The organism is Chryseobacterium sp. GQ58 (assembly GCF_059758895.1).
Genome location: NZ_JCAXEH010000004.1, coordinates 290,834 through 307,274 on the forward strand (window position 1 = coordinate 290,834; position 16,441 = coordinate 307,274).

Here is a 16,441-nt window from a genome sequence, read left to right on the forward strand (position 1 = left end):
TTAAACACAATTCTAATTTAAAAGTTTTCACGAAATTCGTAGTAAATTTACGTTATGCCAAATTCACTTTTAAGCAGAACGCCAAAGCCGAAATACGATGTTGTTTTAATCGGAGGCGGTATCATGAGCGTTACTTTAGCAACTTTGCTTCATGAGTTTGATCCGGATCTTGATATTGCGATTTTTGAGAGGCTCGGAAGATTTGCCAAAGAAAGCACAGCAGCCTGGAACAACGCGGGAACAGGGCATTCCGCTTTTTGTGAGCTTAATTATACTCCCGAGAATGAAGATGGAAGCATAGATATTTCCAAAGCAGAAAAAATTGCCGAACAGTTTGAAATTTCGAAACAGTTTTGGTCTTATTTGATCGATAAAAAGTATGTTCAAAATCCTAAAGAGTTTATCAATTCATGTCCTCACATGAGTTTGGTATTTGGTGAAAATGATGCCGAATATCTTAGAAAACGCTACGAAACAATGAAAACATCTCCGCTGTTTTCTGAACTCAAATTCTCCACAAACCATGATCAATTAAGAGAATGGATTCCTTTAATAATGAGCAAAAGAAATCAAACCGAAGTTATGGCAGCATCTAAAACCGACTTGGGAACCGATGTCAATTTTGGAAGTTTAACCCGAAAAATGGGAAGGCATTTGCTTGAAGATTCCAACGTAGAGGTTTTTTTATATCATGAAGTAAAAGATATTGATCCCAGAGATGACGGAAAGTGGGAAATGAAAGTAAAAGACAGAATTAATAATCATAAGCAGGAAGTCGTCGGAGATTTCGTATTTATAGGAGCCGGAGGCTATGCTTTGCCATTATTGGAAAGTTCAGATATTGAAGAAAGCGAAGGTTACGGTGGTTTTCCTGTTTCAGGAGAATGGCTGGTGACGCACAATCCGGAACTTGTAGAAAAACATTATGCAAAAGTATATACGCAAGCGACGGTAGATTCACCGCCAATGTCGGTGCCGCATTTGGATTTAAGGATAATTGATGGTAAAAAAGCCTTATTATTTGGACCTTTTGCAGGATTTTCAACCAAATTTTTAAAAGAAGGCAGCTATCTTGATCTTCCGGAAAGTGTGAATACAAAAAATATAAGGTCGCTTTTCGGAGCTTGGTGGCACAATATTCCTTTAACGAAATATCTGATAAGACAGGTTGCCATGACAAAATCTCAAAGGATACAGCATTTGAGAGAGTTTGTAAAAGATGCTAAAGAAGAAGACTGGGAACTGAAAGTAGCCGGACAAAGAGTGCAGATTATTAAGAAAGATGAAAAATTGGGAGGAAAACTGGAGTTCGGGACCGAGGTTGTTGTCAATAAAAAAGGAACGATTGCATCTTTATTGGGCGCATCACCAGGCGCTTCAACAGCAGTTTTTGCTATGCTGAATGTTCTTGAAAAATGTTTTCCTGAAAAGCTACACGGCGAATGGAAAGAAAAATTATTGGAAATGGTACCATCTTACGGGCAAAAGTTATCTGATAATCCTGAGCTGACTGAAAAGATAAGAGCGTACAGCAAAGAAAAACTAGAACTGAAATATTAAATATAATAAGGAATAATATAAAAATAATTCTTTATTATTACCAATTACTTATTACTCATATCATGGAAGAAGTTGTCGTAAAACCGATCATTGCAAAAGAGCTTTTGGCATCTCTTCAAACAAAATTTGAGGAGGAAAAGCAGGTTATTGTTCATTGCTGTTTTCCGGCGTCGCCTTATTTGGGGAATCTCATCAGAATATGGAATACCACTTATCTTATTGATCAGGTTTCGGGGCATCAAAGCAAGCTCATACATGCAGAAAACATCACATTGTTCCCAAATTGGACGATTGTTCCGTTCATGAGAGATTTTTGGTTTACTTTAATATTTTCGGGGCTTCCAAAAGATTGTGTAAGCTTTGATTTTAAAGAAATTATTCCCGAAGAAGGAGGCTTTTTTGTAAAATCTATCAAAAGAAATTCGTCGGATATCTACAGAATCAAAATTTCAGAGTAAATTGTTTTAGATTTAAAAAAATGAAAAAACACATTATTTTCTTTCTTTTTCTGCTTCCGTTTTTTGGATTTTCACAAGCGAATAAAATTCATTCGAAAGAAATTAAACAAATCAAAAAATTTCAGCAAGATCTTAATAAAGAATATTTAGATCCAAAAGAAACGCCTTTAAGAGAAGATAATTTCAAAAATTTTAAAGCTCAACCTTTCTTTCCGATCGATTTAAAATACCGTGTGAAGGCGAAATTTATAAAAACAAAAAATCCGCAACCGTTCGATCTTCCGACTTCTTCGGGAAAAACAAAATCATACCGCGAATATGGAAAAGCGACTTTTGCTTTAGACGGAAAAAATTACACTTTAACGATTTACCAAAGCTTAGATTTAATAAAGCTGAAAAAATATAAGGATCATCTGTTTCTTCCGTTTCGTGATGCAACCAATAACAAAGAAACCTACGGCGGCGGAAAATATATGGATCTAAAAATTCCGCAAAATGATACCATTATTTTAGATTTCAATCAATCTTATCAGCCTTATTGCGCTTATAATGCATACGATTACAGCTGTCCGATCGTTCCGGAAGAAAATAAACTTGCTGTGGAAATCCGCGCCGGTGTTATGTATGAAGATATTTACCATCACTAAAATAATATGATAGAATTAAAATTTTATGAGCCGGAAGACTTGGCCGAGCTGAATTATGTTTTGGACGAAATACAGTCTCAATTTACGGCTACAGCAAAGCAAGCGCTCGAAAGAATTGAAGAAAGAAATCAAAAAGAAGACTTTTTTGCTTATCCGATCACGATTTTTTACAATGAAAAAGCAGCGGGCTTTTTTGTGCTTGATTTTGGAGCTGATAAGTTTGACCTTACTGAAAATCCGGATTCCGTTTTGCTTCGTTCATTATCGATTAATCCTGATTTTCAAGGAAAAGGTATCGGAAAGTCGGCAATGCTTGAGGTTGATCATTTTATAAAAGAACATTTTAAAGATTGCAATGAAATTGTTTTGGCAGTAAATGAAAAAAATACTTCTGCGTTTCAGCTGTATACTAAAACAGGATATTTGTATGAAGGAAGACTAAATCAAGGCAGAAATGGGCCTCAATTTGTGATGTTTAAAAAACTTCAGAATATTTAAATCTAAACTTTAGTTTGGCGTGATACTTTCAATTAGATTTGGCAACACCAAATTATAAATTATGCAAGTATCACTTCAAAATCAGGTTGCAGTCGTCACCGGAGCGTCGAGCGGAATAGGAACCGGAATTGCCAAATCTATGGCTGAGGCCGGCGCAACTGTAATCGTGAATCATTCATCCGAAAAATCTTTAGAAAATGCTAAATCTGTTTTAAAGGAGATCACCGATGCCGGAGGAAAAGGAATTACTTATCAATGTGATGTTTCCAAGGAAGATGAAGTGGTGAAAATGTTTAAGGATGTAATTGAAGAATTCGGTACGGTTGATATTTTAGTAAATAATGCGGGGATTCAGAAAGATGCAAAATTTACAGAAATGACCCTTGACGACTGGAATGCGGTAATCGGAGTGAATTTAACCGGGCAGTTTTTATGCTCAAGAGAAGCAATAAAAGAATTTCTTCGCCGCGGTATTGATCCTTCACGATCTTTGGCTTGCGGGAAGATAATTCATATCAGTTCGGTTCACGAAATAATTCCCTGGGCCGGACACGCCAATTACGCGGCAAGTAAAGGAGCCATAAAAATGCTGATGCAGACATTGGCTCAGGAATATGGAGCAGACAAGATTCGCGTAAATTCTATCGGTCCGGGTGCGATACAGACGCCTATCAATAAACAGGCTTGGGAAACCGACGATGCTTTGAATTCTCTTTTAGAACTAATTCCGTACAACAGAATTGGACAGCCAAAAGATATTGGGAACTTAGCTGCTTTTTTGGTAAGCGATCTTGCTGATTATATTTCCGGGGCAAGTATTTTTGTAGATGGCGGAATGACGAGCTTAGAAAGTTTTTCCGAAGGTGGATAAAGTATTACTCAAAAATCTGCTGAATAATTTCAAGGGAAGCCGGAGTTTTAAAATCTGAAATATGATAATGATAATACACTAAAATACTGTCTAAAAAATCCTTTCTTTTGGCTGATGGAATCTTTATTTGGTAAGGATTCTGTGAAGAAATAACAGTTTTCCAAAGAATAGAATTGTCATCATCAAAAAAATGATGGGTAAGATGATTTGAGAAAGTTCCTGTTTCCGGATCAAGGTATTTAGCATCTCCAAAAAGAGGTGCAACGCCCTGAATTTTTAAAATTTTTATTAAAAAAATAAGATGTGACTGATAATTTTTATTGTTAAGTTCATCAATAAATTCATCAATACAGTTAAATAGGTTGAGATTTTTATTTTCGTTTCTTAAAATTTGGTTTAAGAAGTCTGCAATAAAAAAAATCACGGTGTTGGCTTTAATATCCATGTATAAATCATTGATATTTAGCATTTCAAATCGTGAAACAGTTTGCATAGCACTGCTTTTTCCCGAAAGAATTGAAAAGTTCAATTTATTTAAAGGTAACAGAAAAGCCTTTTTTTTGTTTTTCTTACTGTAAATTCCTTTTAAAAAATAGGTATTAAAACCTTCTTCTTCAGTAAAACAATGCAAAATAGCATCGTTTTCGCCATATTTCAGAAAAGAAAGTAAAAAGCCGTTTTGTGAATTCATTAATTGACAACGGCTATTTTTGCGGTTGCTTTATCACTTGCATCTTCATTGGTCATCAAAACAAAATAAATTCCCGATGCCACTCTTTTTCCTCTTTGATTATTAAGATCCCATTCATAATATCCGGATCTTGCTACTGCAGAATGTACAATATTTCCGGCTGCATCCGTGATTCTTATATTTGTTTTTTCTGCCAATCCTTTGATGGTGACTTTCCCTTTAAACTGCGAATAAACAACAGGATTTGGATATACCAAAACGTTTCCGAAATCAGAAGTCACATCGCCAACATCGCCCTGATAAGTAACAATACCTTCGTAAGTCACAAAGTATACTTTTCCGGTTTTTCTGTCAACCTTGATATCGGTAACACTATTGGTAGGAAGTGGTGAATTTTCTTTGGTAAAATGTTTTATAGTCCTTTCACCCGAATCCGAAAGGTAATAAACGCCGCCACCGTCTACAGAAACCCATTTTTGGTTTCCTCCATCAACCTCAATCTGTAAAATCTGCGAATCTCTGAAAAGCTCTTCTGCAAGACCTCCCTGTTCAATAATGATAGGTTCTACCTGGGGATCATTTTTAATTTCGGTAACAGCATTTGGCAAAATCCTCAAACCCGCATCTGTTCCTATCCAGGCATCACCTCCTTTATCAAAAGCAACAGCAGTACTGCCGAATGAATTGGCTGGTAGACCGTTGGACTCGGTTAATAGATATTGTGTGTCATCTGAAAAATTGCTGGCCGTCTTTTTATAATCATATACTACAAAACTATTGGTTCTCGGCAAAGGAATCCAAAATAAATTCTCGTATAAAAGAGGTTGCTGTATTGCAGCACTGGTGCCCATATTTTTTATAGAAAAGCTATCAGATGTATTATCATAAACAGAAATTGCAGAAAGTCCATTATCATATGCGATAGTTGCAAATAAATTGTTTTGATCATCATATGCAAATCCTACGGGTCTGCGGGATAAGGCATCCGAAGAATTCAAATTATAATATGTCACCAGTTCAAAATCTTTACTTCCCGAGTTATATTTCATTTTATAAATACCGTGCCCAGCAGCATTGTTGTAATTACTAAAATAAACCTCATTAAAATTTGCAGGATTGGCAATTGCGTCTAAAATATTAAAACTAGTTGTACTTCCTGTAAAAAAAGATGAATATATCCATTCCAAGCCATTAAAATAATAGAAGCCTGGATTTTTTGGATTATTCAAATTAGTGTTAAATCTACCCTCTCTACCTCCGGATGAAACTAGAAGTTGATTATCATTAAACAGTCTTATTTTGTAAGAATAATTAAAATAAGGTCCATCTGGCTTATAAGCAATATTATCTTCACTTTTTATGCCCGATACAATTGTACCGCAATATATTTTTGATCCTACTTTGGTTGCAGTATTGCAATTTTCTCCTACCGACACAGAGCCTGTGGAAGTTCCATTTGTAGTATAACTGTATATTCTGCTGCCGTCGGTAACAATAATGTTATCAGAATTTACAACCACATCGTTTACGTTTCCAAAAGTTTGCCCTAAAGGAGTTGAAACACCATTCGCATAAATATAAGTAGTCGTCGAAGATGAAAAAGCTAAAACAGACTCAGAATCTATATCCGTAAAATTACCCGCCATTTCTGAAGTCCAGGTTGAAAAAACCGGAAATGTGGTATTCATTTCATGGCTCATCAATCCTGTATTGGTTGCAGAGTATACTTTATTGTCTTTTATTGTTGCCTCATTGCTCGCTTGGTAAACTCCTCCCGTTACAAAAAATGCAGAATCTCCAAATTCCTTCTTTTTTAAATTAAAAATCGAAACACCATATCCAACGGAAACAGTTGCTAAATCTCCTGTAATAGAGATGTGATTGATCTTTTTACTTCCGGTATAGCCTGTTGCCAGAGGAATATCTACCACATAAATAATTCCATCAGGCGTAATGACATCCAAAGAGCCGTTTTGGTAACCTACAAGGCCAATTTTGGTTTGCGGATTATAATCAAAAGCTGAAATTTTTACTTCATGCAGGCCATTGGCTTTTGACAGCTTAGTAATTTCACCTGAAGAAACGGTGTAATAAAAAATTCCGTTTTCTGTTGCGGCAATTATTTTTCCGTTGTCTTCCTTCATGGCCAGGACATTATTGTACGAAAATAAATCTGCCCATTTTTTTGAAGAAATAGTTTGAGCATTCACAAATTGAAGAGATGCCAAAATACCAAGTGAAATAAAGAATTTTTTCATATTATGCTTTTATACTGCTGTCAATTGCCTGATTATTCCAGGAAATATGTTTTACATTTTTATTTGAATCAAAAAAGAAATCTATTCTTCCCAAAAGAAGGCCAGCCCAGCCAACCTGATTTACCAAAACGTTTTTCCCTTGTCTGTTTTTATAAGTTTGAGGTTCTGGTAAAAAAGTATGCGTGTGACCGCCTAAAATTAAGTCAATATTTTCTGTTTTTGCGGCTAAAATTTTATCACTTACTTTATTCGGCTCATCTTTATAATCGTAGCCGATGTGTGAAAGACAAATCACCAAATCACATTTTTTTTCGTTTTTCAGAAAGTTGGAATAATGTTGCGCAACATCAATCGGGTCTGAATAAACCGTTTCGCTATATTGCTTTTTGCCAACCAAACCGTCCAACTGGATTCCGACCCCGAAAATTCCAACCTTAATTCCGTTTTTATTGAAGATTTTATATTGTGAAGTTTTTCCGTCTAAAATAGTATTTTTAAAATCATAATTCGAACAGATAAAAGGAAACTTTGCATTCGGTAAAACCTTCAAAAATCCGTCCAAACCATTATCAAAATCATGATTTCCCATCGTTGAAGCGTCATATTTCATCATCGACATAAGCTTGAATTCCAGTTCGCCGCCAAAAAAATTAAAATAGGGTGTTCCCTGAAAAATATCACCCGAATCAAGAAGTAAAACATTATTTTCCTGATTCCGGATCTGCTGGATCAAGCTTGCTCTTCGTGCAAAACCGCCCTGATTTGGGTTTTTTGTATAGGTTTGATCAAAAGGTTCAATTCTGCTGTGTTGATCGTTTGTATGAAGAATGGTCAATTTATTGGCAGATTTAATTAGATTTAAATTCAACTCTTCAGCCATCATCATATTTGGAACTAAAGCCATTGCCAAAGTTCCGCCACTTATTGTTTTTAAAAAGCTTTTTCTGTTCATTACTTCTTACCGATAAAATTTAAACGAACATCTTCTTTAGGATTAATTTCAGAACTATTTTTAAAATATTCAATAAATAAATCTCTAAGCTTGATTCCTGTTGCGATTGATTCCCCTTTTGCGAAAAATTTCATATTATCGCCGCCCAAAGCCAGATAATCGGACGTTGCAATGTAATAATCCTGATCCGGATTTACTTCCTTTCCGTTGATTAAAGATTTGGTCAATTGTCCGTTATTTGTTTCGATGTATAAATGTGAAACAGGATTATTCACCTGAGTTTTTGCATAATAATCAAAAAGTCCCTGCAAATCTGCTCCTTTCATTTTTACAATAATCACTTCATTTTCGAAAGGCATTACTTCAAATACGCTTTTCAGTAAAATATCTCCTTTTCCGATCGTTGTGCGGATTCCTCCGATATTAATCAACGCTGCATCAACATTTTTTTTAAGATTTGCTTTTGCCCATTTGTCGGCGCCATCAAAAGTATAATCTGCTAAAAGATTTCCCAAATTACTGTTATCACCCTGTTTTGTAAGATTTACGCTGGTGTAAGAGATTTTTTGATTCATCTCTTTATCTAGTTTTTCTTTGTAAGGTTCAATAATTTTTACAAACTCCTCATCATTTTTCAGCTCATTATTAATAGAAATATTTTTCTGAGTCTGCACACCGGCAACTTGTAACGAAGTTGTTTTACAGGCTGTAAGTGAGATCAGAGCAATTCCCAGTAATAAGAATTTGTTTTTCATAATTTCTTTTAGTAAATGCAAATATAATTATATGTATAATAAAACATTATCATTTGTTACAAATTCTTAGTCTAATTTATTAAATTTGAAAAAAATAATTTTAAAAGATGAGTATTTTAAAAGGAGTTGGTGTTGCTTTGGTTACACCTTTCAATGAAGATTTATCTATTGATTTCGACAGTTTGACAAAGCTTGTTGACTACAATATTGAAAACGGAACCAATTATTTAGTTGTTTTGGGAACTACAGCAGAAGCTGCAACGCTTTCTGATGAAGAGAAGAAACAGGTAATCAATCATATCATTAAAGCTAATAATAAACGTCTTCCTTTGGTGTTGGGAATTGGTGGAAACAATACGATGGAGGTGAAAAAACAGATCGAAGAAACAGATCTTTCAGATTTTGAAGCTGTACTTTCTGTATCTCCATATTACAACAAACCGAATCAGGAAGGGCTTTACCAACATTATAAAGTGCTGGCTTCAACAGGAAAAAATATCATTATTTATAATGTTCCGGGAAGAACTGGACAAAACGTTGAAGCGGAAACAACTTTACGTTTGGCAAAAGAGTTTCCAAATTTATTTTTAATAAAAGAAGCTGCGCCCAACATTTTGCAGTATTTTGATATTTTAAGAAAGAAACCGGACGGATTTTCTTTAGTTTCCGGTGACGACGAATTTACTTTACCTGTCACTTTAGCTGGCGGAGACGGTGTTATTTCTGTAATTGGACAGGCTTATCCTAAAGAGTTTTCTACAATGGTGCAATTAGCTTTTGAAGGAAAAGTAAAGGAAGCATATGAAATTCACAATAAGTTGGTAGAAATCACACGTTTGATTTTTGCAGAAGGAAATCCTTGCGGAGTTAAAGTTATTCTTACAGAAAAGGGAATCATTAAAAATTATTTAAGACTTCCTTTAGTTCCTGCATCAGAAGGACTTTATGCAAAAATTAAGGCTGAAATGTCGAAGATTTAAAATAATGAATCGTCAAAAGTAATTAAATTACTCTTCAAGATTGACAATTTAATAATTAACAATAAAATGGTGAAAGGCTTTCTGCTTTTCACTTTTTTAATTACAAAAATAATATGAAACTAATCAAAGCGACAGAAAAAGATATTCCTTTAATTCAGGATTTGGCAAAAAGATCGTGGGAAAACGCTTATGCAGAAATACTTTCCAAAGAGCAAATGGAATATATGCTGAATACGATGTATTCCACAACTGAAATTTCACAGCATTTAAAAACCCCCAATTATCATTATTATCTTGTGTTTGACGAAAACCTGAATCTGTTTGACGGGTTTTTAGGCTACGAAAATCAATATGAAAACAATACGACAAAACTTCACAGAATTTATCTTGTGCCCGAAAGTAAAGGAAAAGGTTTAGGCAAAAAAATTTTGGAATTTTTAAATGAAAAAACCTTAAAAAGTGGTGATACAAGAATTATTTTAAATGTAAATAAACACAATTCCGCAAAGAATTTCTATGAATCACAAGGATATAAAATTTATGGCGAAGGCGTTTTTGATATCGGAAATGGTTTTGTGATGGATGATTATTTAATGGAGAAAAAAATATAAAGAATCAAATGATTTTATTTCTTTAAATCATTAAGAGATTTTACTCCACTTATTTTTTCCTTTGTAATATTGAAGATAATAATTTTTGATAATCTGATGTTCCGTTCTTGCGAGCAAAGGATCTGCTTCAAGAATTTTCTCAACCATATTTTTGGTATTTTTGATAATTGCAGCATCATTCACCAAATCAAGTCTTTTGAAGTCGACAACACCGCTTTGCTGAGTTCCCAAAATATCTCCCGGGCCGCGCAATTGCATATCGACTTCGGAGATTTTAAAACCGTCATTGGTTTCGGTCATGGTTTTAATTCTGGTTCTGCTTTCCGTAGTCAATTTATCGGAAGTCATCAGAATACAATAACTCTGTTCTGCACCTCTTCCGACACGGCCACGCAACTGATGAAGCTGCGACAAACCGAATCTTTCGGCACTTTCAATCACCATTACAGAAGCATTCGGAACGTTGACGCCAACTTCAATTACGGTCGTTGCAACCATGATTTCGGCTTTTCCGGATGCAAAATAATTCATCGCAATGTCTTTTTCATCAGGTTTCATTCTTCCGTGAAGCATCGTCACATTATAATCTGAAAAAGCATTCATCACATGCTCCAAACCTTCCATTAAATTTTTATAATCTAAAGTTTCGGATTCTTCGATTAAAGGATAAACGAAATAAATCTGTCTGCCTTTTCTGATTTCATCACGACAGAAATTATAGATAAAAGTTCGGTCTTTTTCCCTTCTGTGAGCGGTAATGATTGGTTTTCTCCCAACCGGCATTTCGTCAATTACAGAAACATCCAGATCCGAATAAAAGCTCATCGCCAAAGTTCTCGGAATGGGCGTTGCAGTCATTACCAAAATATGCGGCGGAATTTTATTTTTGGCCCAAAGTTTAGCTCTTTGCGCAACACCAAATCTATGTTGTTCGTCAATGATTGCTAAACCAAGATTTTTAAATTTCACTTTATCTTCCAAAACGGCGTGAGTTCCAATTAAGATGGAAAGTTCACCATTTTCAAGCTCTTCGTGAATGATTTTTCTTTCCGAAGCTTTTACAGATCCGGTTAAAATACGGACTTTAATATCGGTGTTTTTGAGTAAGTCTTTGATTCCGTTGTAATGTTGCTGAGCGAGAATTTCAGTCGGAGCCATCAAACAGCTTTGAAAACCGTTATCCATCGCAATTAACATCGTCAATAAGGCAACCATCGTCTTTCCTGAACCCACATCTCCCTGCAAAAGCCTGTTCATCTGAATAGGCTTTTTCATATCCAGGCGGATTTCTTTTAAAACTCTTTTTTGGGCATTCGTTAGATCAAAAGGAAGATGATTTTCATAAAAACCTGTAAAGTAATCGCCAACAACAGGAAAAGGATTTCCGTGCGATTTTGTTTTGTGATGAGCTTTTTTTAAACCAAAACCCAATTGAAAAAAGAAAGATTCTTCAAATTTTAACCTGAAATCGGCTTTCTCTAAATATTCTAAATTTTCAGGAAAATGAATGTTTAAATAAGTGCTTTGTCTCGACAAAAATTTCATCGATTTTATTAGATATTCCGGAAGGTTTTCCTGAATGAGACTAGGGATTTCTTTGCAGATATTTCTTAAAATTACCTGAAAAAACTTTTGATTGAGTCCTCTTTTTACAAGCTTTTCCGAACTTGGATAAATAGGGCGCAAACGGTTGTCTTTTTCTTTTTTTTCATCCAGCTCGATTTCGGGATGAGGCATTGAAAATTGGTTATTGAAAACATTAATTTTTCCGAAAATAAAAACTTCACGATTCACCGGAAGCTGCTCTTTCAGCCATTTTGAATACTGAAACCAAACCAAATCCATACTTCCTGTATCATCATTGAATTTGGCGGTGAGTCTTTTAATTTTACCATTATGAATTTCCTGAACATTACTTATTTTTCCTTTCAGCTGAATTTCAAGATTGCTTTCCTGGAGATTCCCGATTTTATAAACTTTATTTTTATCTAAATACCGGATCGGGTAGAAGTGTAAAAGGTCTTCCACAGTGGAAATTCCCAACACATTTTTGATGAGTTTAGCACGTTCAGGACCAATTCCTTTTACATATTCTATGGATGTTTCTAATGTCAGAAGCTAAATATTGAGGCACGAATTTCGGGAAAATTTGGAAATAAAAAAAGCTTTCACATTTGAAAGCTTTATGTTTTAATCTTTTATTTTAGAATTGAATTTTCTCTGGAAATCTTCCCATTCTTCCCTCGTTTTTATTTTTTTGTAAAGATCATTCGACATTAATGAAAGATAAGGTTCCAATTCTTTTGCAGACAATTCTCCTTGCAAAATGGTAATGGGAGCGCCGCTCTCATCTAAAAATACGGTGCTCGGAACGGCTCCCACATTCATAAACTGTGTAAATCCATGTAAAGAGTTTCTTCCTTTTTTCTGCGCTATATTTTCATTTGAAAATGTTCTTCCGAATATTTCGATTTGTTTTTTTTCTTCCGCATTAAATTTTACAGGATAATAACTTTCGTTTAAAACTTCTGCAATCACAGCGTGTCCGTACGTTTTTTTATCCATTATTTTACACGGTGCGCACCAATCTGCATAAAAATCGATAAGAATTTTTTTTGGTTTTATTTTTTGAGCGCTTATTGCTTCTTCGATAGTCATCCATTTTACCTGAGCAAAACTTAAACTTATCAAAAAGATAAAAAATACGCTTATTGTTTTTTTCATATTAATGTTTTTGATTCTTAAAGATAAACATAATTTGTTATCTTACCTCCTGCATTAGTTTTTTCACAACCGGAGATATCAAAATCAATACCACTCCCGCAATTACTGCGTATAAACCTAATTGTTTGTAACCTTCTGTGTATGTTATCAATGCGTCATAATTCGTAGATCCTTCTTTTGCTGTTGCCAAACCTGCACCGATAATTCCTGCAACATATTGTCCGTAAGCAGAGGCCAGAAACCACATTCCCATCATCATTCCCTGAAGGTTTTTTGTTGAAAGTTTGGTCATAATTGATAATCCGATTGGTGAAAGGCAAAGCTCACCTAAAGTAATGACAAGTAATGCAATTGTAAAGAAATTTAAAGAAGTGATTCCTTGTACATTAGCGAAGAATTTAGTTGCGAATAGAACGTAATAACCCAATCCGAGGAAAATAAATCCTAATCCGAACTTTATAATGGTGTTGGGTTCGATTTTTCTTTTGCTCAGCCAAATCCATAGCAAACCGATCAAAGGAGCCAGGAAAATAATGAAAAATGCGCCTCCTGAATTATTAACTCCATTTGGGTCTAAACCTAAAAGATCCTTATTTAAATTTTTGGCTGCAAAAATACTTAATGAACCGCCGCTTTGCTCATAAATTCCCCAAAATAAAATTGAAAACAGGATAAAGACTAAAGCTGCCCAAAGTTTTTTACGCTCATTAGGAGTTACTTTAGACATTTCATAGAATAAATAAATCAAAGTTATCGGACCAACTGTCCACATAAAATAATCTGTGTATTCCGGAACGGAAACCATCGTCATGATAATCGGAATAAATATCAGAGATAATATATAAACTCCGTATTCCTTCCATTTTGGCATTGGTATAGATTTAACTTCTCCTTCTTCCTGCAATAAAGGATTTCCGGGTTGAAGCCCGATTGTTCCTAAACTTTTTTGAGTAAATACAAAATTAATCAAACTGATTACCATTACAATTGCAGCCAAGCCGAACGCGATATTCCATCTCATATTTTCAGGAATAGTTTCTCCAAAAAGTTCGCCTTTGCCGATTGCAATACATAAATAACCGCCCAATAATGCTCCTAAATTGATTCCTGCATAAAAAAGCGAAAAACCTGCATCGGCACGTGAATCGTTTGGCTTGTAAAGCTGCCCGACCATTGACGAAATATTAGGTTTAAAAAAGCCTGTTCCGACAACAGTAAATGCAATTCCCAAAAAGAAAAACTTGTGTGGATCGGTTGCTAAAATTAAGCTTCCGACAATCATTAAAAGACCACCCCAAAAGAGTGATTTTCTAAAACCTAAAATTTTATCGGCAAAAAGTCCTCCAATAAATGTGAAAGCGTAAACAAACGCCTGTGTTGCGCCATATTGAAGATTGGCTTCTTTTTCGTGAAAATTGAGTTGTGAGATCATAAAGAAAACCAACATTCCTCGCATTCCGTAGAAGCAAAAACGTTCCCACATTTCGGAAAAGAAAAGGCTCCAGATTTGTTTCGGGTATTTTCCTTTGAAATTTTGTATCTCGTCGAGAGTTAGGTTCATTTTATAGAATTTTTTATTTAACGAAAATAGAAAAAACCACCGAATAATCAGTGGTTTTGTTTTGTATTTTATTTTTTAGAAAAATTAATTTACTCCGTGCATCATTCTTTTCAAAATAGGAGATATCAATGCTAAAATTGCTCCTGCAATTCCGCAAAGAATTACAAATACCATGAAAAAATCAAATAAATTATGAATTTCAAATCCAACAAAACTATTGTAAACCGTTGGAATTTGTTCTTTATTAAGAAGAGCTAACTGATCTGAATTCAAAGTAACTTTTTTATCTAATACATCCTGAAGATTAAACCCTAACTCTGTAGCCTTTTGGTATTTATCTCCTGTTGCGGGTAATATTGAACCTAAAGTTCCTGATAAAGCATAACCTGCAGCATTAGCAATAAAAAATACTCCAAATAAAAGGGATGCAAATCTTTTTGGCGCTAATTTCCCTACCAAAGATAAACCGATTGGGGATAAACAAAGTTCTCCCATTGTCTGGATTAGATAAAGTAAAATCAACCATTTCACTGCAAGTAATCCCGTATTTCCTAAATCTTTTACATTGTAGGCGATAATTAAGTAACTCAAAGCGATCAAACCTAGTCCAATTGCTTGCTTTAAAGGCGAAACCGGCTCTTTCTTGTTTGCTCTTAATTTGTCCCAAAGCATACTGAAAGGAACTGCTAAAACAACGATAAATAAACCATTAAAGATCTGAACCATTGATGGCGGCATATTCCAACCAAAAATATGTCTGTCCGTTTGGTTATCTGCAATAAAGGTTAAAGATGATCCTGCTTGTTCAAAAGCTGCCCAAAAGAATATGATGAAAAAAGATACGATATAAATTACCCAGATTCTATCTCTTTCTATTTTGTTTTCAGTTGCAGACATAATTAAATAAGCCAAAGCAAGTCCCATAGAATAAATGAATGGATAGATTACTGCTTTCACAAATTCTCCCATTCCAACAGAACCAAACCCAACTTTTTCAACAAATAAATATTGAAATCCGAAGAAAGTTACTAGAAAAACAACAACTGCAATACCAATAGATTTTCCGGAAAATTTGGCAGTTTGTGATTCACCTTCTTCAAAATCTTCTGCTGTGCTTTCACTAGGCAAACCACCAATTGGTCTTCCTTCTGGTGTTACAACATATTTGTTTTTAAGTAAAATGAACATTAATGTTCCAATCGTCATTGCGATAGAAGCTGCTAAGAATCCCCATTTAAAAGCGTGAATGTCTCTCAAACCGTTAGAATCTTTTACATCTCCTAAAAATGGACAGATAAATTGACCTAAAAATGCTCCCAAGTTAATCCCCATATAGAAAATTGTAAATGCAGAATCTAATTTAGATTTTTCCTGCTTTGGATAAAGGCTTCCCACCATCGAAGAAATATTTGGTTTGAAAAACCCATTCCCGAAAATGATTACCCCTAAAGCAATCCACATTAATGTTTGTGCTGATCCTAAATTGGAACCAAATGTTGATGCACTCATAAACATTAAAAATTGTCCAAGTGCCATTAATGCTCCTCCTACAATGATACAGTATCTATTTCCTAAAAATCGGTCAGCGATAAAACCTCCCAACATTGGTGTTAGATAACATAGAGCCAAAAAGCCACCATATATTATAGTAACCTCTCCTTCTTTCATTAATAGAGAATTTACCATAAATAAAGTAAGCAATGCTCTCATTCCGTAAAAGTTGAAACGCTCCCACATCTCTGTTCCGAATAGAACCCATAATCCTTTAGGGTGCTTAGTCTTCGACTGAACTGCTGTATCCATATATAATTGTTAATTTTTTGTTAAGACCCACAAATATAGTTTTTTTTGAGTTTTTGACAAGTTTTTTGCTTA

Annotated in this window: 15 protein-coding genes; 7 read left to right on the forward strand and 8 right to left on the reverse strand. The window is 34.7% G+C overall.

The window, feature by feature from the left end:
* The first annotated feature begins 54 nt into the window (after nucleotides 1–54).
* The 5 genes from mqo (at nucleotide 55) to AC6CHK_RS12845 (ending at nucleotide 4,034) form a co-directional block, all read left to right on the forward strand.
* A complete protein-coding gene (gene mqo, locus AC6CHK_RS12825) occupies nucleotides 55–1,560 on the forward strand; it encodes a malate dehydrogenase (quinone) (RefSeq protein ID WP_498096737.1) in 1,506 nt (501 codons plus the stop codon).
* 62 nt (nucleotides 1,561–1,622) lie between these two features.
* Nucleotides 1,623–2,018, forward strand: a complete 396-nt coding sequence (locus AC6CHK_RS12830; RefSeq protein WP_498096739.1) for a hypothetical protein — start codon at nucleotides 1,623–1,625, stop codon at nucleotides 2,016–2,018.
* A gap of 20 nt (nucleotides 2,019–2,038) precedes the next feature.
* Nucleotides 2,039–2,665, forward strand: a complete 627-nt coding sequence (locus tag AC6CHK_RS12835; RefSeq protein WP_498096741.1) for a DUF1684 domain-containing protein — start codon at nucleotides 2,039–2,041, stop codon at nucleotides 2,663–2,665.
* 6 nt (nucleotides 2,666–2,671) lie between these two features.
* Complete coding sequence (locus tag AC6CHK_RS12840) at nucleotides 2,672–3,163, forward strand: GNAT family N-acetyltransferase (protein ID WP_498096743.1); 492 nt, start codon at nucleotides 2,672–2,674, stop codon at nucleotides 3,161–3,163.
* A gap of 61 nt (nucleotides 3,164–3,224) precedes the next feature.
* Nucleotides 3,225–4,034 (forward strand): glucose 1-dehydrogenase, encoded by an 810-nt coding sequence (locus AC6CHK_RS12845; RefSeq protein WP_498096745.1) that lies wholly within the window; start codon nucleotides 3,225–3,227, stop codon nucleotides 4,032–4,034.
* A gap of 4 nt (nucleotides 4,035–4,038) precedes the next feature.
* Here the strand turns inward: AC6CHK_RS12845 and recO are convergent, their stop codons facing one another.
* Genes recO through AC6CHK_RS12865 form a run of 4 tightly spaced genes read right to left on the reverse strand, consistent with a single transcriptional unit; the run spans nucleotide 4,039 to nucleotide 8,690 of the window.
* The gene (gene recO, locus AC6CHK_RS12850; protein ID WP_498096747.1) at nucleotides 4,039–4,725 is read right to left on the reverse strand and encodes a DNA repair protein RecO; all 687 of its coding nucleotides are present in this window, start codon (nucleotides 4,723–4,725) and stop codon (nucleotides 4,039–4,041) included.
* A complete protein-coding gene (gene porZ, locus AC6CHK_RS12855; protein ID WP_498096749.1) occupies nucleotides 4,725–6,983 on the reverse strand; it encodes a type IX secretion system anionic LPS delivery protein PorZ in 2,259 nt (752 codons plus the stop codon). The genes recO and porZ overlap by 1 nt, the downstream gene beginning before the upstream one ends.
* A 1-nt stretch (nucleotide 6,984) precedes the next feature.
* On the reverse strand, nucleotides 6,985–7,935 hold the full coding sequence (locus tag AC6CHK_RS12860) for a bifunctional metallophosphatase/5'-nucleotidase (protein WP_498096751.1): 951 nt from the start codon (nucleotides 7,933–7,935) through the stop codon (nucleotides 6,985–6,987).
* Complete coding sequence (locus AC6CHK_RS12865; RefSeq protein WP_498096753.1) at nucleotides 7,935–8,690, reverse strand: 5'-nucleotidase C-terminal domain-containing protein; 756 nt, start codon at nucleotides 8,688–8,690, stop codon at nucleotides 7,935–7,937. The genes AC6CHK_RS12860 and AC6CHK_RS12865 overlap by 1 nt, the downstream gene beginning before the upstream one ends.
* 107 nt (nucleotides 8,691–8,797) lie before the next feature.
* Between AC6CHK_RS12865 and dapA the strand changes: the two genes are divergently transcribed.
* The gene (gene dapA, locus AC6CHK_RS12870; RefSeq protein ID WP_498096755.1) at nucleotides 8,798–9,670 is read left to right on the forward strand and encodes a 4-hydroxy-tetrahydrodipicolinate synthase; all 873 of its coding nucleotides are present in this window, start codon (nucleotides 8,798–8,800) and stop codon (nucleotides 9,668–9,670) included.
* 113 nt (nucleotides 9,671–9,783) lie between these two features.
* Nucleotides 9,784–10,281 (forward strand): GNAT family N-acetyltransferase, encoded by a 498-nt coding sequence (locus AC6CHK_RS12875; protein ID WP_498096757.1) that lies wholly within the window; start codon nucleotides 9,784–9,786, stop codon nucleotides 10,279–10,281.
* Between the two features lie 30 nt (nucleotides 10,282–10,311).
* On the opposite strand, the gene recG is transcribed toward AC6CHK_RS12875, so the two are convergent.
* The 4 genes from recG to AC6CHK_RS12895 form a co-directional block, all read right to left on the reverse strand.
* The gene (gene recG / locus AC6CHK_RS12880) at nucleotides 10,312–12,396 is read right to left on the reverse strand and encodes an ATP-dependent DNA helicase RecG (RefSeq protein WP_498096911.1); all 2,085 of its coding nucleotides are present in this window, start codon (nucleotides 12,394–12,396) and stop codon (nucleotides 10,312–10,314) included.
* Between the two features lie 75 nt (nucleotides 12,397–12,471).
* On the reverse strand, nucleotides 12,472–13,005 hold the full coding sequence (locus AC6CHK_RS12885; protein ID WP_498096759.1) for a thioredoxin family protein: 534 nt from the start codon (nucleotides 13,003–13,005) through the stop codon (nucleotides 12,472–12,474).
* Between the two features lie 37 nt (nucleotides 13,006–13,042).
* Nucleotides 13,043–14,566: a peptide MFS transporter gene (locus tag AC6CHK_RS12890; RefSeq protein WP_498096761.1), complete on the reverse strand. Its 1,524-nt coding sequence runs from the start codon at nucleotides 14,564–14,566 to the stop codon at nucleotides 13,043–13,045.
* Between the two features lie 84 nt (nucleotides 14,567–14,650).
* The gene (locus AC6CHK_RS12895) at nucleotides 14,651–16,369 is read right to left on the reverse strand and encodes a peptide MFS transporter (protein WP_498096763.1); all 1,719 of its coding nucleotides are present in this window, start codon (nucleotides 16,367–16,369) and stop codon (nucleotides 14,651–14,653) included.
* Between the last annotated feature and the right edge of the window lie 72 nt (nucleotides 16,370–16,441).